The 19,983-nt window shown below is 60.8% G+C and carries 12 protein-coding genes; 9 read left to right on the forward strand and 3 right to left on the reverse strand.

Annotated features, from left to right (window positions below; all coding sequences use genetic code 11):
- Positions 1-150 precede the first annotated feature (150 nt).
- Genes recC through recD form a run of 3 tightly spaced genes read left to right on the forward strand, consistent with a single transcriptional unit; the run spans position 151 to position 9,409 of the window.
- A complete protein-coding gene (recC, locus tag ALQ04_RS25860; protein ID WP_122318625.1) occupies positions 151-3,627 on the forward strand; it encodes an exodeoxyribonuclease V subunit gamma in 3,477 nt (1,158 codons plus the stop codon).
- A gap of 5 nt (positions 3,628-3,632) precedes the next feature.
- On the forward strand, positions 3,633-7,328 hold the full coding sequence (recB, locus tag ALQ04_RS25865) for an exodeoxyribonuclease V subunit beta (RefSeq protein WP_122318649.1): 3,696 nt from the start codon (positions 3,633-3,635) through the stop codon (positions 7,326-7,328).
- On the forward strand, positions 7,325-9,409 hold the full coding sequence (gene recD, locus ALQ04_RS25870; RefSeq protein WP_122318626.1) for an exodeoxyribonuclease V subunit alpha: 2,085 nt from the start codon (positions 7,325-7,327) through the stop codon (positions 9,407-9,409). Before recB ends, recD begins: the two co-directional genes overlap by 4 nt.
- A gap of 29 nt (positions 9,410-9,438) precedes the next feature.
- Here recD and ALQ04_RS25875 read toward each other — a convergent pair whose 3' ends face one another.
- Entirely contained in the window at positions 9,439-9,972 is a 534-nt protein-coding gene (locus tag ALQ04_RS25875) for a DUF3833 domain-containing protein (RefSeq protein ID WP_122318650.1), read from the reverse strand.
- Positions 9,973-10,195: 223 nt separating this feature from the next.
- Here ALQ04_RS25875 and mmsB point away from each other — a divergent pair, with 223 nt between their 5' ends.
- Together mmsB and ALQ04_RS25885 are read left to right on the forward strand one after the other, a co-directional pair.
- Positions 10,196-11,083, forward strand: a complete 888-nt coding sequence (gene mmsB, locus ALQ04_RS25880) for a 3-hydroxyisobutyrate dehydrogenase (RefSeq protein WP_122318627.1) — start codon at positions 10,196-10,198, stop codon at positions 11,081-11,083.
- A gap of 130 nt (positions 11,084-11,213) precedes the next feature.
- Positions 11,214-13,190 (forward strand): TonB-dependent receptor domain-containing protein, encoded by a 1,977-nt coding sequence (locus ALQ04_RS25885; protein WP_122318628.1) that lies wholly within the window; start codon positions 11,214-11,216, stop codon positions 13,188-13,190.
- Positions 13,191-13,268: 78 nt separating this feature from the next.
- Here the strand turns inward: ALQ04_RS25885 and ALQ04_RS25890 are convergent, their stop codons facing one another.
- Both ALQ04_RS25890 and ALQ04_RS25895 read right to left on the reverse strand, forming a co-directional pair.
- The gene (locus ALQ04_RS25890; protein ID WP_122318629.1) at positions 13,269-14,606 is read right to left on the reverse strand and encodes a HAMP domain-containing sensor histidine kinase; all 1,338 of its coding nucleotides are present in this window, start codon (positions 14,604-14,606) and stop codon (positions 13,269-13,271) included.
- A 29-nt stretch (positions 14,607-14,635) separates the two neighbouring features.
- On the reverse strand, positions 14,636-15,403 hold the full coding sequence (locus tag ALQ04_RS25895; protein WP_122318630.1) for a response regulator transcription factor: 768 nt from the start codon (positions 15,401-15,403) through the stop codon (positions 14,636-14,638).
- 243 nt (positions 15,404-15,646) lie between these two features.
- Between ALQ04_RS25895 and ggt the strand changes: the two genes are divergently transcribed.
- The 4 genes from ggt to ALQ04_RS25915 all read left to right on the forward strand — a co-directional run bounded on the left by ggt (position 15,647) and on the right by ALQ04_RS25915 (position 19,960).
- Positions 15,647-17,374 carry a gamma-glutamyltransferase gene (gene ggt, locus ALQ04_RS25900; protein ID WP_122318631.1) on the forward strand — a complete coding sequence of 576 codons (1,728 nt, stop codon included), beginning with the start codon at positions 15,647-15,649 and terminating at the stop codon, positions 17,372-17,374.
- Positions 17,375-17,456: 82 nt separating this feature from the next.
- On the forward strand, positions 17,457-18,221 hold the full coding sequence (locus ALQ04_RS25905; RefSeq protein ID WP_122318632.1) for a sulfite exporter TauE/SafE family protein: 765 nt from the start codon (positions 17,457-17,459) through the stop codon (positions 18,219-18,221).
- Positions 18,222-18,389: 168 nt separating this feature from the next.
- Positions 18,390-18,974: an NAD(P)H-dependent oxidoreductase gene (locus ALQ04_RS25910; protein ID WP_122318633.1), complete on the forward strand. Its 585-nt coding sequence runs from the start codon at positions 18,390-18,392 to the stop codon at positions 18,972-18,974.
- A gap of 86 nt (positions 18,975-19,060) precedes the next feature.
- Positions 19,061-19,960, forward strand: a complete 900-nt coding sequence (locus ALQ04_RS25915; RefSeq protein WP_122318634.1) for a LysR family transcriptional regulator — start codon at positions 19,061-19,063, stop codon at positions 19,958-19,960.
- The last annotated feature ends 23 nt before the right edge of the window (positions 19,961-19,983 follow it).

Raw genomic sequence — 19,983 nt, forward strand, 5'->3', positions numbered from 1 at the left:
TGGGGGTTTTGTCTTTGTGGACCGAAAAAAGTCTGCTCATCGGCCTGCGGTCCGGTCACATCAATTGTGCTTGATTGCGTATGGCAATCGCAGGCGCTTGCCCTTAAGGTTTGGCCTCAGGTTTTACTCGTTCGAGTCAAGGAAGCGTACATGTCCGTCACAACCTCTCTTAGCGCCGGTTTCATGGTGGTTCATGGCAACCGCCCGGATGAACTGCGCAGCCTGGTTGTCTCCTGGATGCGCCGCTACCCCTTGGCTCCGCTGGAAAACGAGATTGCTCTGGTGCAAAGCAACGGCATTGCCCAATGGCTCAAGCTGGCACTGGCCGAAGATGCACTGGATGAAGACCAGGGCGGCTGCGGTATCGCAGCCGCTATAGATGTTCAACTTCCCGGCAGTTTCATGTGGCAGTTGTATCGTTCGGTACTGGGCCGTGACCAGATCCCCGAAGTCTCGTTGCTCGACAAGGCACCGCTGACCTGGCGGCTGATGCGCCTGCTGCCACAATTGATCGATCAGCCTCATTTCGAGCCGTTGCAGCGCTTCCTTACGGCCGATACCGATCTGCGCAAGCGCTATCAGTTGTCCGAACGGCTGGCTGACCTGTTCGACCAATATCAGGTCTACCGTGCCGACTGGCTAAAGGATTGGGCGGAAGGGCATCACCAACTGCGCAATGTTCGCGGTGAGCCCAAGGCGCTGAACGCGGCCAATTGCTGGCAGGCGGAACTGTGGCGTGCCTTGCTGGAGGATGTCGGGGCCGAAGGCATGGCCCAGAGTCGTGCCGGTGTTCACCAGCGCTTTCTCCAGCGCATCAACTCCCTTGTCGAGGCTCCACCAGGCTTGCCTGCGCGGGTGATCGTCTTCGGCATCTCATCATTGCCCGCACAGGCACTGGAAGCGTTGGCCGGACTGTCAAAGTTCAGCCAGGTGCTGCTCTGTGTGCACAATCCCTGTCGCCATCATTGGACCGATATCGTCGCCGACAAGGATCTGCTGCGTCATCAATACAAGCGTCAGGCGCGCAAGAGCGGCATGCCGATTGTTCTTGATCCACAGGCTTTGCATCAGCACGCCCATCCTTTGCTGGCTGCCTGGGGCAAACAAGGCCGTGACTACATCAACCTGCTCGACAGCCATGATGAACCGAGCAGCTACCGCTCTTCTTTCAAGGATGAGCGCATTGACCTGTTCAGTGAGAGCGAGCCTGCAACCATCCTCAATCAGTTGCAGGATGACATTCTCGAACTGCGCCCCCTAGATGAAACTCGCGAGAAGTGGCCGGCAGTCGATGCTTTGCAGGATCGCTCCATCCGCTTCCATGTGGCCCATAGTGCCCAGCGCGAAGTGGAAGTGCTGCACGATCAGTTACTGGCGCGTTTCAGCCGGGACCCGAACCTGCGGCCGCGCGATGTGATCGTCATGGTTCCGGACATCGACAGCTATGCCCCGCACATTCGGGCTGTATTCGGCCAGATCGATACTTATGACCAACGCTTCATTCCCTTCACGCTGGCCGACCAGGGCCAGCGTGGTCGCGAGCCGTTGCTGATTGCGGTCGAGCATTTGTTGAAGCTCCCCGACAGCCGTTTCCCGGTCAGTGAGATTCTTGACCTGCTCGACGTCCCAGCGCTGCGGGCACGCTTCAGGATTCAGGAGCATGACTTACCGACCCTGCATCGCTGGATCGAAGGCGCAGGTGTGCGCTGGGGCCTGAATGCACAGCAGCGTGCCGGTCTGGGATTGCCCGAACAACTGGAGCAGAACAGTTGGCACTTCGGTCTGCGCCGAATGCTGCTCGGTTATGCCGTCGGTGCTGGTGAAGCCTATGAAGGCATTGAACCTTATGACGAGATCGGCGGGCTGGATGCCGCATTGATCGGCCCGCTGGTTGCCCTGATCGACGCGCTGCAGATCGCCCATGCCGAACTGTCGCTGCCCGCGACGCCCCAGGAATGGGGAGCACGTTTGCAGGCGCTGATGCAGGTGTTCTTCCAGGCCGAAAGCGAGCATGACGACTACCTGTTGGGCCAGCTTGAGACACTGCGCGAAAACTGGCTGAAAACCTGTGAAACGGTAGAGCTGTTCGATGAGTTGCCACTGACGGTGGTGCGTGAAGCCTGGCTGGCCGGCCTGGATCAGGGCCGTCTGTCCCAGCGCTTTCTGGCGGGCTCGGTCAACTTCTGTACCTTGATGCCGATGCGTGCGATTCCTTTCAAGGTGGTGTGTCTGCTGGGCATGAACGATGGCGATTATCCACGTGCCCAGCCGCCTCTGGATTTCGATCTGATGGGCAGTGATTACCGGCCCGGTGACCGTTCGCGGCGTGAAGATGACCGCTACCTGCTGCTGGAAGCCGTGCTCTCGGCCCGCGATCAGTTGTATATCAGTTGGGTCGGCCACAGTATTCGCGATAACAGTGAACGGCCGGCCTCGGTGCTGATCGGCCAGTTGCGCGATCATCTGGCCAGCGGCTGGAAACTCGCCTCGGCGCCGGAGCCTGACAGCAAACAGGACTCCGGCGAACGGCTGCTGGAGGCCTTGACGTTGCACCACCCGCTCCAGCCTTTCAGTGCCAGTTATTTTCATGCGGGCACCGGCTATTTCAGCTTTGCCCAGGAATGGCGCCTGCTGCATGAAGAGCGCATTGCTCCGTCCGGCCCGGCGGCCTTGCCGCCCCATGAGCAGGACGAGCCGCTGACGATTGCCCAGCTCCAGGACTTCCTGAGAAATCCGGTGAAGCACTTCTTCAGCCAGCGTTTGAAGATCTACTTCGAGACTGCCGAAGCGCCTGTCCCTGACGAAGAACCTTTCGTGCTCGACGCCCTTGAGCGTTATGGCATGAGTGAAAGTCTGCTGACTGCGGCGCTGGCCAGCCCGGATGACATCGATTCGGCCTTGCAGGCTCAGGCGCTCAGGCTACAAGCCAGCGGTCTGCTGCCGATGGCCGGTTTCGGTACTCGTTTACAGGCTGAACTGATCGAGCCATTGCCGGACGTACTCAATCGCTATCAGGCATTGTTGACCCTGTGGCCTGAGCCGTTGAGCAGTGCCTTGCCGGTCAGCTTCACCCATGGCGATGTGAGCCTCGACGGCTGGCTCGGCGGCCTGCATGGCAATGCGCAACACCAGTTGCTGAGCATCACGGTCATTCCCAACAGCATTGGCTCGAAACGCACACGCAAATGGCACCGGATGATTCGTCCGTGGGTCACTCATCTGGTTGCCAGCGCTTGCGGCTTGCCGCTCAATACCGCGCTGGTGGCCACTGATGAAACGCTGATGCTGGCCCCGCTGGAAAAGGACGCTGCAAACACGTTGCTGAGCGACCTGCTGACTGCCTGGATGTGTGGCATGCAGCAGCCGTTGCCGATTGCGGTCAAGACCGCTTTCGCCTGGCTGGGACAACCACTGGACAAGGCCGAAGCCGCTGCGCGCAAGGCTTATGAAGGCGATGGGCAGACCAGCGATGGCGAACGTCGTGAAAGCACTGCGCTGGCCCGTCAGTTTCCGGACTTCGATGCGCTGATGGACAGCGAGGAGTTTGTCGGCTGGTGCGAAGCGCTCTACAAACCGATTCACGAGGCGCCCTGGCAGTCTCTGTCCGGCGGGGAGGCCAGCGCATGAGCACCTTGCAAGAACACAGCGTTCCACTGGCATTACGCTTTCCATTGCGCGGCAGCCAGTTGATCGAAGCCAGTGCCGGCACCGGCAAGACCTTCACCATCTCGGCGCTGTACTTGCGGCTGGTGCTTGGGCACGGCGATGAAACCTCGGCGTTCGGTCGCGAGCTGCTACCGCCGCAGATCCTGGTGGTGACCTTTACCGATGCCGCGACCAAGGAGCTGCGCGACCGGATTCGCACCCGCCTTGCCGATGCCGCACGTTTCTTCCGAGATGAAATAGCCGCGCCTGACGACCTGATTGCCGACTTGCGCGGCCAATTCAGTACCGAGCTGTGGCCGGGCTGCGCCAACCGTCTCGATATCGCCGCGCAGTGGATGGACGAGGCTGCGGTTTCGACCATTCACAGTTGGTGTCAACGCATGTTGCGCGAGCACGCTTTCGACAGCGGCAGCCTGTTCACGCAAACCCTGGAAACCGATCACAGCGATCTGCTGGGCGAAGTGTTGCGCGATTACTGGCGACGTTTCTGTTACCCCATGAGCGGCGATGCCCTGGACTGGGTGCGTGACAAATGGGGTGGCCCGGCGGCCTTGTTGCCACGCATACGCGGGCTGTTCGGTCGCGAGCGCAGCACGTTGACGCAAGAGCCCGCAGAGCTGATTCTGGCCTCTCTGGAACAGCGTCGCGAAGCACTGCAAACCCTGAAAGCGCCCTGGACCGACTGGGCCAACGAGCTGCAGGCGATATTTCAGGATGGCGTCAAACGCAAGGTGGTCGATGGTCGCAAGATTCAGGAACGTTACTTCGCGCCCTGGTTCGAGAAGCTCAAGGCCTGGGCCGCAGATGAGACTCAGGAAACCCTGGAGCTGGGCACCGGTTTCACCCGCCTGACCCCCGACGGCGTTGCCGAAGCCTGGAAAAACGATGCACCTTCGCACCCGGCGCTGGAAGCCATGCCCGAACTGAAAGCCGCGCTCGATGCGCTGCCCAAACCCGATGCCGCCGTCCTGCAACATGCCGCGCAATGGGTCAGTGCACGCTTTGAAGAAGAAAAACGCCGCCGCGCAGAAATGGGTTTTGATGACATGCTGCTCAGGCTCGATGCGGCCCTGCACAGCTCAGGCGGCGAGCGTCTGGCGAGCCTGATTCGTGAACAGTTTCCGGTTGCGCTGATCGATGAGTTCCAAGACACCGATCCGGTGCAGTACCGAATCTTCGAGAGTATTTATCGCCTTGAAGAAAACGACGAACACACCGGCCTGTTTCTGATCGGCGATCCCAAACAGGCGATCTACGCTTTCCGTGGCGCCGATATCTACACCTATCTGCGAGCGCGCACTGCCACCACGGGCCGCTGGCATACGCTGGACACCAACTATCGCTCCAGCCATGCGATGGTCGAGTCGGCCAACCACATCTTCGCCCAGGCCGAGCAGCGTGCCGAAGGGCGTGGTGCGTTTCTGTTTCGTGATGGCGATGGCAACAATCCTGTGCCGTTCGCCAAGGCGCTTGCCCAGGGCCGCAAGGAAAGCCTCGAAGTCGATGGTGCGCCGCTGGCGGCGCTGACGGTCTGGCATCTGCCAAGCGATGATCCTGTATCCGGCAGCGTTTACCGCAAGCAACTGGCGGCCAGTTGCGCCAGTGAAATCGTGCGTCTGCTCAACGGCGGTCAACAAGGGCTGAGCGGTTTTGCGAGTGCCGACAAACCGTTGCGTGGCTTGCTGCCCGCCGACATCGCGATTCTGGTCCGTGATGGCAAGGAAGCCCAGGCCGTGCGCAATGAGCTATCGGCCCGAGGTGTGCGTAGCGTCTATCTCTCCGACAAGGATTCGGTGTTCGCGGCCCAGGAAGCCCATGACCTGCTGGCCTGGCTCAAGGCGTGTGCCGAGCCGGACGCCGAACGCATCCTGCGCGCTGCGCTGGCCTGCATTACGCTGAACCTGCCGCTGGCCGAGCTGGAGCGTCTGAATCAGGACGAACTGGCCTGGGAGCGACGCGTCATGCAGTTCCGTGGCTATCGCGCTCTGTGGCGACAGCAGGGCGTGCTGCCGATGCTGCGTCGTCTGTTACACGATTTCGCCTTGCCGCAGACCCTGATCGCCCGCAACGACGGCGAGCGGGTCCTGACCAATCTGCTGCACCTGTCCGAGTTGCTGCAACAGGCTGCCGCCGAGCTGGATGGCGAGCAGGCCTTGATCCGGCATCTGGGCGAGCAACTGGCATTGTCCGGCCAGGCTGCGGAAGAACAGATCCTGCGCCTGGAAAGCGATGAGCAACTGGTCAAGGTCGTGACCATTCACAAGTCCAAGGGCTTGCAGTATCCGCTGGTATTTCTGCCGTTCATCTGCTCGGCCAAGCCGGTGGATGGCAGCCGCTTGCCGCTGCAGTTTCACGATGCCGAGGGCCACGCGCAGATCAGCCTGCAACCCACCGCAGAGCTGATCGAACGGTCTGACGACGAGCGTCTGGCCGAAGACCTGCGCCTGCTGTATGTAGCCCTGACCCGTTCCGAGCATGCCTGCTGGCTGGGTGTCGCAGACCTCAAGCGCGGTAACCTCAACAGTTCGATGCTGCATCGCTCGGCGCTCGGTTATCTGCTGGGCGGCGGCGCTGCGCTTGGCGAGTCGGCGGACCTGAAACTGTGGCTGCGAGACCTGAGCCAGGGCTGTGAAAGCATTGCCTTGCAGCCGGTTCCCGAGCCGACTGGCGACACCTTCAGCCCGCCACGCAACGACGCCTCGCTGCTCAAGGCGCTGGTGCCCAAACGTCGTGCAGCGGAAAACTGGTGGATCGCTTCATACAGCGCATTGCGTATCGGCGACACCCTGAGCACCAGCGGCGATACATCCCCCGACAGCCCACAGGCGCAGAAACTGTTCGACGACGAGCGCCTGGACCCGCAGGCGCCACGTGAGCTGCTGGCCAGCGGCGACGATATCCACCGTTTTCCCCGTGGCCCCAATCCCGGCACCTTTCTGCATGGTCTGCTGGAGTGGGCGGGTAACGAAGGCTTTGCAACGGCCGCCCATGATCCCGAGTTGCTCAAGGATGCGGTGGCTCGTCGCTGCAATCGGCGTGGCTGGCAAGGCTGGATCGATACCCTGAGCGGCTGGCTGCAACACCTGCTCAACATGCCTTTGCCTCTGGGTCATGACGTGACACCCGTCGCCCTGGGCGAGCTGGACCAACCCAACCAGTACCGGGTTGAAATGGAGTTCTGGTTCGCCAGCAGCCAGGTCAACGTGGCGCAGATGGATGAACTCGTGCGCCATTACACCCACGGCAATGCGCCGCGTCTGGTGACCCAGACCACCTCGCTCAATGGCATGTTCAAAGGCTTCATCGACCTGACCTTCGAGCATGAAGGGCGCTATTACGTGGCCGATTACAAATCCAACTGGCTGGGCGGCGACGAGACGTTCTATACCGAGCAGAGCATGGAAGCGGCGATTCTCGAAAACCGCTACGACCTGCAATACGTGCTCTACCTGCTGGCGCTGCATCGCCAACTCAAGGCGCGGCTGGCCGACTACGATTACGACCAGCATATGGGCGGTGCCTTGTACCTGTTCCTGCGTGGCAGCCGCTCGGCGACACAAGGCGTCTACTTCACCCGACCACCGCGTGAACTGATCGAGAGCCTGGACCTGCTGTTCCAGGGGCAATCCATTCAAACCGTCGAGCCAGGAGCGTTCGCATGAGCCGTTCGTTTGCCGAACTGTTACCTGTGCCACTGGACGACGAGAGTCTGGCCAGACTCAGCCCGCTGACCCGTGTCGCGGACCTGCTGCTGTTGCTTGAGCGCTGGGTCGAGCGCGGCTGGTTGCGTGCCCTGGACCGGGCTTTTGTAGCCTTCCTCGGTGAGCTGGACCCACAAGCCGATTCGCGGGTGTTGCTGGCGGCGGCCCTGAGCAGTCACCAGTTGGGGCACGGGCATGTGTGCCTGGATCTTTACGAAACCCTCAAGGAGCCGGACTTTGCCTTGTCGCTGCCACCGGAAGGCGATCTGCAAGGTGTGCCGGTGCTGTTGCCTTCGCAATTGCTGACCGGGCTGGATGGCGCGACATGGTGCCGGGCGCTGGCTGACAGCCCTCTGGTGGCCCGGATCGAAGACCTGAGCCCGGAAGCTGCGCAGAGGCCCTTGGTGTTGTCCGACCGGCGCCTGTACCTGCGCCGTTACTGGACCTATGAGCGGCGCATCGCAGCAGCCTTGCGCCAGCGGCTGGCCCAGCCGGACAGTGCACCGCAAGACCTGGCGCAACGTCTCGACGCGCTGTTCGGTCCGGCCAACCCGGCAGCGGATGCGGTGATCGACTGGCAGAAACTGGCCTGTGCCCTGGCCACTCGCCGTGGCTTCAGCATCATCACTGGCGGACCGGGCACCGGCAAGACCACCACAGTGGTGCGCTTGCTGGCCCTGCTGCAAGCACCTGCGGTACAGAGCGGTCAGCCGCTGCGCATTCGTCTGGCCGCGCCCACCGGCAAGGCGGCTGCTCGTCTGACCGAGTCCATCAGCCAGCAGGTGCAGAACCTCAAGGTCAGTGATGAAGTGCGGCAACGGATTCCCAGTGAAGTCACCACCGTTCACCGCTTGCTGGGCAGTCGGCCGGGGACACGACACTTCCGGCATCACGCGGGTAATCCACTGCCGCTGGATGTGCTGGTGGTCGATGAAGCGTCGATGATCGACCTGGAAATGATGGCCAACCTGCTCGATGCGCTGCCGTCGGATGCACGTATGGTGCTGCTCGGTGACAAGGACCAACTGGCATCGGTCGAGGCGGGCGCGGTGCTTGGCGATTTGTGCCGTGACGCCGAGCAGGGTTTCTACAGCCCGCAGACCCAGGCCTGGCTGGAAGCGATCAGCGGCGAAAACTTGAGCAAGAGCGCCCTGCAGCCGGGTGACGCGGAGCTGCATCCGCTCGCGCAACAAGTGGTGATGTTGCGCCACTCGCGGCGCTTTGGGCAGGGCAGTGGTATTGGCCAGTTGTCACGACTGGTCAACCAGCAACAGGATCACCCGGCGCGTGCGCTGCTGGCGGCTCGCAGTCATGACGATCTGTTCAGTCTGGCGCTCAAGGGCGAACAGGATCAGCGTCTCGAACGTCTGCTGCTCGACGGCCATGGCGGTGGGCCGCAGGGTTATCGCCACTACCTTGGCGTACTGGCCGAACAGCGTCCTGTCGACGGTTCGCCGCTGGAGGATGAATGCTGGACCCGCTGGGCGCGTGCCGTGTTGCAGGCCTTCGATGCGTTCCAGTTGCTGTGCGCGGTGCGCAAGGGGCCATGGGGTGTCGAGGGTTTGAATCAGCGCATCACTCAAGCGCTGGCCAATGCGGAGCTGATCGAGCGGGACCAGCAATGGTACGAAGGTCGTCCCGTCTTGATGACCCACAACGATTACGGTCTGGGGCTGATGAACGGCGACATCGGCATCACCTTGTTGCTACCCGAGCGCGACGGAGGCGACAAGAAGGTCTTGCGTGTCGCCTTCCCGCGTAACGATGGCAGCGATGGCGTGCGTTTTGTGTTGCCCAGCCGGCTCAATGATGTGGAAACCGTCTACGCCATGACCGTGCACAAATCCCAGGGCTCGGAGTTCGCCCATACCGCATTGATCCTGCCCGAAGCCTTGAACCCGGTGCTGACCAAGGAGTTGATCTACACCGGCATCACCCGCGCCAAACACTGGTTCAGTCTGATCGAGCCGCGCCAGGGTGTGTTTGAAGAGGCGCTGCGCCGCAAGGTGAAGCGCCTGAGCGGGTTGATGCTGGGGCTTTAGCGCTGCGGCCCGGCGCTGCCAGTCATACCTCAGTGATTGTCGGCGCCGCGCCTGAAAAACAAGGTCACTTGCCCCAGTTCTACACCGAACTTTGACATGAACGAGCGATTGATCAGCGTGTCCTCGTCCATCAGGTACATCCAGTCGTCGAACTGCACCGGGTAGAACTTGCCATCGACCTCCAGGTTCAGGGTATAGCGCCAGCGCAGGGCATTGCCTGCGACTTCGCCCACGGCTTCACCGATGACGTCGCCTGCCGTGCCTTTCCAGCGCCCCGGCCCGTCAGGCGTCAGGGTCCAGACTCTGCGCTGCAACGTACCGTCGCTGTAGACGAAATGTTCGTCTAGGATCAACTGCTCACCTTGCCTGCGGCTTTCGATGGTGACAGTAAAGCGTTTGACCACTTCGCCCGATCGTTTCTGAAACATGCCCCAGGCTTTCACCGGCTGCGAGAAAAAAACGGGCAGATCCAGCTCGGGTTTCTCATTACGGTAATGGCCGACATCGATGTTGGCGCAACTGCCGAGCAACAGGCAGCAAGCCAGTAGCCAGGATTTCCACAGCGTGGACTGATTCATTTGGTGTTCCCCCAGCAGACACTGGCGCAATTGAGATTGTGACTCGCGGACAAGCTCAGTAATGACCATGCCGAGGCCCTGTCGGTTTCTCTCCCGGCATAAAGGATTTCATCGCCATTCTGGCGCTGTCCTCCTGGCAGGCCTCTTCTATACTTCAAGTGTTTTGACGCGACCCTATCGCAAGCAAAACCTGCCAAGGAGAACAACAATGAAAATCGCATTTATTGGCTTGGGCAACATGGGTGCGCCCATGGCGCGCAATCTGATCCAGGCGGGTCATCAGTTGCATGTGTGCGACCTGAACAAGACCATTCTGGCCGAGCTTGCCGCCTCTGGTGCAAGTATTCGCGAAACCCCCAGGCATGCGGCCCAGGGCAGCGAGCTGGTGATCACCATGCTGCCCGCCGCCGCCCATGTGCGCAGTGTGTATCTGGGCGAGGACGGCGTACTGGAAGGTATCGCCAGCGGGGTTCCCGCCGTGGATTGCAGCACCATCGATCCGCAGACCATTCGTGAAATATCCGCCATTGCCGCCCGACAAGGCGTTGTGGTGAGCGATGCGCCGGTTTCCGGTGGCACTGCTGGCGCGCAGGCCGCAACGCTGACGTTCATGGTCGGCGGTACGAGCGAACACTTTGCCGTGCTCAAGCCGGTATTGGCGCAGATGGGCAGGAATATTGTCCATTGCGGAGAGGTCGGCACCGGGCAGGTTGCCAAGATCTGCAACAACATGCTGCTGGCGATTTCCATGATCGGCATTTCCGAAGCCATGGCGCTGGGCAATTCGCTGGGGATCGACACCCAGGTGCTCGCCGGAATCATCAACAGCTCGACCGGCCGCTGCTGGAGTTCGGAGTTCTATAACCCATGGCCGGGCATCGTGGACACCGCTCCGGCTTCGCGGGGCTACACCGGCGGCTTTGGCGCCGAACTGATGCTCAAGGATCTGGGGCTCGCAACCGAAGCGGCAAAGGCGGCGCATCAGCCGGTGATTCTGGGTGCCATGGCCCAGCAGCTTTATCAGGCGATGAGCCTGCGCGGTGACGGTAACAAGGATTTCTCGGCGATCATCGAAGGCTATCTGCGCAAGGAATGAAGCGCGCGGCGAGGCGGGCAGTATCTGGCCAATAGAGTGCTGTCCTCCCTGCTTGTCACATCTTGTCCAACCTTCATGAATGCAGATGCATACGATTCTCTTTTACTTATTTGAATCGTAAGGACGTTCCATGCATTCTCCCTTCCGTCTGCGGCCTGCGGCTGTGATGATCAAACTTGCGCTGGCCGTTCTGGCCTCGGGTCAGGCGTATGCGCAAGAGCCGAGCGAAATCCCGGCGTCGGCCAATGTGCTGTCGATTGCAGACGTGGTGGTCACTGCGGCGGGCTATGAGCAGAACCTGGAGGATGCACCGGCCTCGATGACGGTTATTTCCGGCGATGAGCTGCGCAAGAAATCCTTTCGCGACCTGACCGATGCGGTGCGTGATGTCGAAGGCGTGACGGTCAACGGTGGCGCCAACGAAACCGATATTTCCATTCGCGGCATGCCCGCCGATTACACGCTGATTCTGGTTGACGGCAAGCGCCAGAGCGCTCGCGAATCGCGGGTCAACGGCAACAGCGGTTACGAACAAAGCTTCATTCCGCCTGCCGAAGCCATCGAGCGAATCGAAGTGGTGCGTGGTCCGATGTCGTCGCTGTATGGCTCGGATGCCATTGGTGGCGTGATCAATATCATCACCCGCAAGGTCACGCCGGAGTGGGGCGGTTCGGTCACTTACGATTACTCGGCGCGTCAGCACAGCGATCAGGGCAATGCGCGCCAGACCCAGTTCTACCTCAGTGGCCCGCTCAAGGAAGATCTGCTGGGCTTGCAGGTCTGGGGCCGTTATCTGGATCGGCAGGCGGATGACGACGTCGAGCAAACCAATGGTTTCAGCAAGGCCGATCATCGCGACCTCACGGCGCGTCTGGCGATTACGCCGAATAGCGATCATGAAATCCTGCTGGAAGCCGGTGCCACCCGCCTGAAAAACGGCGATGGCGTGAGTGCCAACTGGGCGACCCGCGAGCAGGAAAACAATCGCGATCACTGGTCGATTTCCCATCAGGGCCGCTGGGGCTGGGCGACTTCGGATGTTTCCCTGGCCTATGAGAAATCCAGCCGTGAAGGCCTGGCCAGTTCGACCCAGAGCGATGTCCTGGGCCGCAAGCCGGAGGTCGAGAACACGGTATTCGACGCCAAGCTGGTGATGCCGACCGAGCACAACATCACCACGGTCGGCATGCAATGGAACGACACCACGGTCACCGACTGGAACCAGGGCCTGGGCGACCGGAGAAACTACGAGTTCTCCGTGGTGCAGAAAGCGCTGTTCGCTGAAAACGAATGGTCGATGACCGATACGTTTTCGCTCACCACCGGCCTGCGCATGGACCATCATGAACAGTACGGCGTGCATTTCAGCCCACGGGTCTATGGCGTATGGCGTGCGACCGACGACTGGACCTTCAAGGGTGGTGTCGCCCGCGGCTTCAAGGCGCCGGAAGTGCGGGCAGTGGTTCCCGGTTATTCCTACCTGCGGCGCAATACCTTCGTGATGTTCGGCAACCCGGACCTCAAGCCGGAAACCAGCACCAACTATGAACTGTCGGCGCTTTGGTCCAATCGCAATAACCTTTCGGCCGGCGCGACAGTGTTCTACAACGACTTCCAGGACAAGCTGTCGACGGTGACCACCACCGAGCGCTGGAACGGTTTTACCGTGATGGACCGGGTCAACGTCGACAAGGCGGTGATTCAGGGCGTCGAGCTCAATGGCCGCTGGGACGTGACCTCTGCGGTGGCGATCAAGGGTAACTTCACCTATACCGATTCCGAGCAGAAGAGCGGTGCCAACGCCGGTGCTCCACTGGCCCTGACGCCTGAGCGTAAAGCCAACCTGCGCGCCGAATGGCAATTGAACGACCGCACCCAACTGTGGGCGGCGACCAATTACTACGGCAAGGAATACGGCAATACCATCAACGACGAAGCATCGCCGGGCTACACCACGGCGGACGTTGGCGGCTCTTATGAATTGACCAGGAACGTGTCGCTCAATGCTGCGTTGTACAACCTGAACGACAAGCGGCTGGATGACGAAACCTACGGCACGGTCAACTATGGCCGCACGCTGTGGGCGAGTACCACTGTTCGGTTCTGAGCCTTTCGCGAATGAATTCGCTCCCACACAATTGGCACAGCCCACGCCTCGGTAGGAGCGAATCGGGCGGCGTTCCGCTCATTCGCGAACAAGGGGTAACTTCACCACCGCACACAACCCTGCCGGTGGGCGATTCTCAAGGGTGAGTTCTCCGCCATGGGCCTGGATGCAGGAGCGAGCGATGGCCAGGCCAAGGCCCAGACCGCCCTGGATGTTGTCCGTACCGGTGTGACTCAACTGCACAAAGGGCTCGAACACCTGGGTCAGCCAGTCCTGTTCGATGCCCGGCCCGTGGTCGAGAATTTCCAGGCGGATTTCCGTGTCGTCTTCGACCGCCAGGCTGACCGTGGCATCTCCGGCATGGCGCAGGGCATTGTCGATCAGGTTGGTCAGGGCTCGCTTGAGCGCCAGCGGGCGGCAAGTGCAATACACCTGCGGCCCAGGCTCCCAGCCAATCGGTTGGCCCATGCTTTGATAGCGGCGGGCAAGATCGTCGAGCAGGGCGGTCAGGGAAATCCTCAGCGTCGCTTCCTGCACCGCATCGCCGCGTACGAAATTCAATGTCTCACGCACCATGGCGCGCAGTTCGTCGAGGCTGTCGAGCATGTCATCGCGTTCCGGACCTTCCTCCAGCAACTCCATTTGCAGACGCAACTCGGTGATCGGCGTATTCAGGTCATGACTGATGGCGGCCAGCATCCGGGTGCGGCCTTCGACATGCCGGGCGATGCGTTCCTGCATCACATTGAAGGCCCTGGTTAGATCACGGGCTTCCTGCGGACCGGAGAGCGGCAGCGGCGAAATCCATTCGCCGCGGCTGACCCGCTCGGTGGCCTGCGCCAGGGTCTTGACCGGCTGCACCACGCGGCGCATGAAAAAGATCACGATCAGCAGCACCGGAATGGTCGTGACCGGCAAGGTGTAAGCCAGCATGCGCCCCCATTCGTAACCGCCGGCCGGATGCTGGATGGCATTCAACTGTTGGCCATTAGGCAGGTCAATGCTGGTGCGCAACCTCAATGGCGCCCAGCCGGCTGCGACGAAAACATGCTCGCGGGCCGGGCCACCGCTGATGCGTTCCAGTTGCATACCGATGCGGGTGTTGGCAGGCAAGGTGATGCGCTTGCTGAGTTCGCCGAGCAGACGCTGCTCTTCCGGGCGCATATCGTGGCTGTCGGCGATGGCACGGCTGGCGACCCAGAAGTGCGCGTCGGGTGTCTGCATGGAGGCCAGCAGGCGCGATGCATCTTCGGCGGACAAGCCTTGAGCGACATGGTAGGCAGTGATCAATCGTTCAATGGCCAGCGTGCGCGACAGCGGATGAATCAGGGCGCCGGTACGTTGCAGGTAAAGCATGGCAATCGCATTGGAAGCCAGCAGCGCGAGAAGCAACAGCACGCCCAGTTGATGGGCCATGCGCCTGGGCCAAAGACGGCGCAGCAGCTTCATGTGTCGAGCAGAGTGACAGCGGTGGCCAGCAGGTAACCGTCGCCCCAGATAGTGCGCAGCAATTCCGGCTCCAGCGGGTTGTCGTCGAGCTTGCGGCGCAGGCGGCTGATCTGCCGGTCGATGGCGCGGTCGAACACTTCACTGCCGGGCCGGGTCGTCAGATCGATCAGGCGCTGGCGGCTCAGAATCATATTGGGGTTGGCGAGCAAGACCAGCAGCAGGCGGCTCTCCACAGTGCTGAGGCGCACAGCCGAACCATCGCGGCGTATCAGGGTGCTGCTGCTCAAGGTGAAACTCAGGCCGGAAAACTCGTAGCGTTGCGTCAGCTCCGAAATACCGGCGGACGGTGGCGCAGTGGCCGGTCTGCTCATGGCCGTACCGCGCCGGCGGAGCAGGCTGTTGATGCGTGCTACCAGTTCGCGGGGCTCGAAGGGCTTGGTCACGTAATCGTCGGCGCCGATATCCAGGCCACGGACCCGGTCGGCAGAGGTATCGCGGGCGGTCAGCAGGATCACCGGAATGTTTTCACGGCGATGCAGGGTGTTGCACAGATCAAAGCCATTGCCATCGGGCAGCATCACATCCAGCACGATGACATCGAACGTCTGCTGCTGGAGCAATTGCCACATGCCCGCAGCATCCTCCGCCGTGCGCACCTCGAACTGATGACGGCGCAGGTACACGGCCAGCGGGTCGCGGATCTTGCGGTGGTCGTCGACCACCAGGATGCGTGGCGCGGATAGAGACGCGACAGCGAGTGTCATCGGGTTTCCTGTGGAGCGGCTGAGTGCATGGCGATATGGATGATTATCATTGGGAAATGCGATCTTATCCCAGAAACACCCGGGCCGTGGCATGTCCTGCCGGGACCGGTTGTTGGCAGCGGCGCCAGGAACCGCTACTTTGAGCGCGTGTGACCACCGCAAGGATGCCCGGGTACTGCCATGAGGTGCTTTGCGTAATTCACATCGAACGTCCCCTGACTCAGAAAAAAAAGAAGGAACGACATGAAGTTTGAACCCCTCGCCAAGTCGCTCATCGCGACAGCACTGATTCTGGCTTACTCCCCGACTTACGCAGCGTCCCAGGCACCGGTTGCCGCTGAAAACGGCATGGTGGTCACCGCCCAGCATCTGGCCAGCCATGTGGGCGTCGATGTACTCAAGAACGGCGGTAATGCTGTCGATGCCGCCGTGGCGGTCGGTTATGCGCTGGCGGTGGTTTACCCCGCGGCAGGCAACCTCGGTGGCGGTGGTTTCATGACCATTCAACTGGCCGACGGGCGCAAGACGTTCCTGGACTTCCGCGAGAAGGCTCCGCTGGCGGCTACTGCCGACATGTATCTGGACAAGCAGGGCAATGTCATTCCCGACCTCAGCGCCAAGGGCCATCTGTCCGTGGCGGTGCCGGGTACGGTTGCCGGCATGGAAATGGCGCTGAACAAATACGGCACCCGCAAGCGTGAGGAGATTATCGCTCCGGCCATCAAACTCGCCGAAGACGGTTTTGCACTGCAGCAGGGCGATGTGGACCTGCTGTCGAGCGCCACCGATGTTTTCAAGGCTGACATGGCCGATTCGGGTTCGATCTTTCTCGACAAGGGCGAGCCGATGAAGGTCGGCCAGAAACTGGTACAGAAGGATCTGGCCAAGACCCTGAAGGAAATTTCCGCCAAGGGTAACGATGGCTTCTACAAGGGTTGGGTCGCCAAGGCTCTGGTGGATTCCAGCCAGGCCGGCAAGGGCATCATCACCCAGGCTGACCTCGATCACTACAAGCCCCGCGAGCTGGCGCCCATCGAGTGCGACTACCGTGGCTATCACGTAGTTTCGGCCCCGCCTCCGAGTTCCGGTGGCGTAGTCATCTGCCAGATGCTGAACATCCTCGAAGGCTACCCGATGAAAGAGCTGGGCTATCGCTCGGCCCAGGGCATGCACTACCAGATCGAAGCGATGCGTCACGCCTATGTCGACCGCAACAGCTATCTGGGTGACCCGGATTTCGTCAAGAACCCCATCGAGCACCTGCTGGACAAGAACTACGCAACCAAACTGCGCAACGCCATCGAGCCACAGAAGGCCGGTGACTCCAACAAGATCAAGCCGGGTGTCGCGCCCCATGAAGGCAATAACACCACCCATTACTCCATCGTCGATAAATGGGGTAACGCGGTATCGGTGACCTACACCCTCAACAACTGGTTCGGTGCCGGGGTCATGGCCAGCAAGACCGGCGTCATTCTCAATGACGAGATGGACGACTTCACCACCAAGGTCGGCGTGCCCAACATGTACGGGCTGGTGCAGGGCGAAGCCAACGCCATCGCACCGGGCAAGACGCCGCTGTCGTCGATGAGCCCGACCATCGTCACCAAGGACGGCAAGGTAGTGATGGTGGTTGGTACGCCGGGTGGCAGCCGGATCATTACCGCGACCTGGCTGACCATGCTCAACGTGATCGACTACGGCATGAACATTCAGGAAGCCGTCGATGCGCCACGCTTCCATCAGCAATGGCAGCCGGAAACCACCAACCTGGAAACCTTCGCGGTCAGCCCCGACACGCAGAAGATCCTCGAAAGCTGGGGGCATAAATTCACCGGCCCGCAACCGCTCAACCACGTCGCCGCGATTCTGGTCGGTGCGCCTTCGCTGGGAGGCAAACCGGTGGGCAACAACCGTTTCTACGGTGCCAATGACCCTCGGCGCAATACCGGGTTGTCGCTGGGCTACTGAGTAACGACCTGGCAAGAACCGGACGCACTGCCTGGCGGTGCGTCCAGCTTCGGGTCAGAAAACACAGACTCAGGACCTGCCCATGAATACATTCCTGGATTTTTATCAAACCATCGGCTGGGGCCTTAGCGCACTGGTCATCGGCACTTTTCTGCTGGCCGGAACGGTCAAGGGTGTGATCGGCCTCGGCTTGCCGACCGTGGCCATGGGGTTGCTGGGCCTGGCGATGTTGCCGGCGCAGGCTGCGGCCTTGCTGATCATTCCTTCGACCTTCACCAATCTCTGGCAACTGGCGACGGGAGGGCACTTGCGGGCGCTGCTTCGGCGTCTGTGGCCAATGTTGACGCTGATCGTCATCGGCACTTGCCTGGGATCTTTCTGGCTGGGCATGAGCGGCGGGCATTCGATGACCCGGGCCCTGGGCGCGGCATTGTTGCTGTATGCACTGAGCGGACTGTTTCTGCCGGTGTTCAGGGTGTCGGCCAGAACCGAGCGCTGGCTGGGCCCGCTATGCGGTTTCATTACCGGGATCATCACCTCGGCCACCGGCGTGTTCGTGATTCCAGCGGTGCCTTACCTGCAGGCGCTGGGGCTGGAGCGCAACCAACTGGTGCAGGCGTTGGGCCTGTCGTTCACCGTTTCGACCCTGGCGCTGGCGGCCGGTCTGCTATGGAACGGCGCTATGGGGGGCGCAGAACTGGGCGCTTCATTGCTGGCGCTGATCCCGGCGTTACTGGGCATGCTGCTGGGGCAATGGTTGCGGCAGCGGATCAGCGCGCTGACGTTCAAGCGGGTGTTCTTTATCGGAATGGGCGCATTGGGGCTGCATTTGCTGATCGCAGGTTGAGGGATTTAAATCAACAATAAGCAGCCAATTCGTGCTTTTCAGGCAAAGGTATTTTGCTTGCCACCGCATTACTCAATGCCTCGTGCTTCTTTATCCTGCGCGCCATTCATTACTGATTTGCGATCCGGCTGGCAACGACTGCCGGGTCGAGCATCCATGAGGCTTGGCATGAAGAAAATACTGTTCCTGAATGGCGGCAAACAATTCGCTCACTCCGAAGGCCGTTACAACGCAACCCTGCATGAAGCCGGTGTGGCGTTCATGGATCGCGCCGGTCATGACGTGAAAGAAACCTTTATCGATGGCGGCTACGACCTGGCCGAGGAAGTGCAGAAGTTTCTCTGGGCCGATGTGATCGTCTGGCAAATGCCGGGCTGGTGGATGGGCGCGCCCTGGACGGTAAAAAAGTACATCGATGAAGTCTTTACCGAAGGCCATGGCAGCCTGTACGCCAACGACGGGCGGACCCGCTCCGATGCTTCGCAGAAATACGGCAGCGGTGGTTTGCTGCACGGCAAGCAATACATGATTTCCGCCACCTGGAACGCCCCGCAGCAGGCTTTCGACGACCCGACCGATTTCTTTGAAGCCAAGGGCGTGGATGCCGTGTACTTCCCGTTCCACAAGGCTAACCAGTTTCTCGGCATGACCGGCTTGCCGACCTTCCTGGCAGTGGATGTGATGAAGCGCCCGGATATCGAGAATGATGTGCAGCGTTATGAAGCGCATCTGGCCAGTGTGTTCAACGTGTAAGTGCGCATTCATTCGCGAATAAATTCGCTCCTGCACGGCCTGTATACAGGGCTAATATTCAGTCCTGTTTTGGGCCGGGAGCAAGCATGAAAGCCAGATCCGATGAATTGCAGGTGTTCGTTTCGGTGATCGAAAACGGCTCGATTTCTGCCGCCGCCGAACACATGGGGCAAACACCTTCCGGGATCAGCCGGACCCTGTCGCGCCTTGAGGCCAAACTGGAAACCACGCTGATCAACCGCACCACGCGGCGCATGGATCTGACCGAAGAGGGCAAGTTCTTTCTGGAACGCGCCCGACAGATTCTCGAACAGATGGCGGATCTGGAAGAGCATCTTTACCTGTCCCGGCAAACGCCGTCCGGCCGTTTACGGGTCAATGCCGCTTCGCCATTCATGCTGCACTCGGTCGTGCCTTACGTGGCCGAGTTTCGCCAGCTTTACCCGGACATTCAGCTCGAACTCAACAGCAACGACCTGTACATCGACCTGCTTGAGCAAAACACTGACATTGCCATCCGCATTGGGGCCCTGGCGGATTCAACCCTGCATGCCCGTTCTCTGGGCTGTTGCCCGCTCAATATTCTCGCCAGTCCGGGCTATCTGCAACGCCGGGGCAGGCCCGTTTCGGTCGGGGAGCTGGCGCAGCATACGCTGCTGGGGTTTTCCCACAGTGACACCCTCAACAACTGGCCGCTGCGGCATGCCGAAGGCGATAGCTGGCCGATCCGGCCCAGCCTGTCGGCATCCAGTGGCGATACCTTGCGGCATCTGGCGTTGGCGGGGGAGGGGATTGTCTGCCTGTCGCACTTCATGACCCATGAAGACATTCGCGAAGGGCGCCTGGAAGTGCTGCTGACCGAAGCCAATAACGGCTACCGGCAGCCGATCAATGCGGTGTACTACCGCAACTCGAAACTGGCGCTGAGGATTCAGTGTTTTCTGGATTTCATGCAGGACAAGCTGGCGCAATACGCCTGCAAGTGATTGCTCACGGCAGGAGCCAATTC

This window comes from Pseudomonas cichorii (assembly GCF_003700275.1).
Taxonomy (GTDB): Bacteria; Pseudomonadota; Gammaproteobacteria; order Pseudomonadales; family Pseudomonadaceae; genus Aquipseudomonas; species Aquipseudomonas cichorii_B.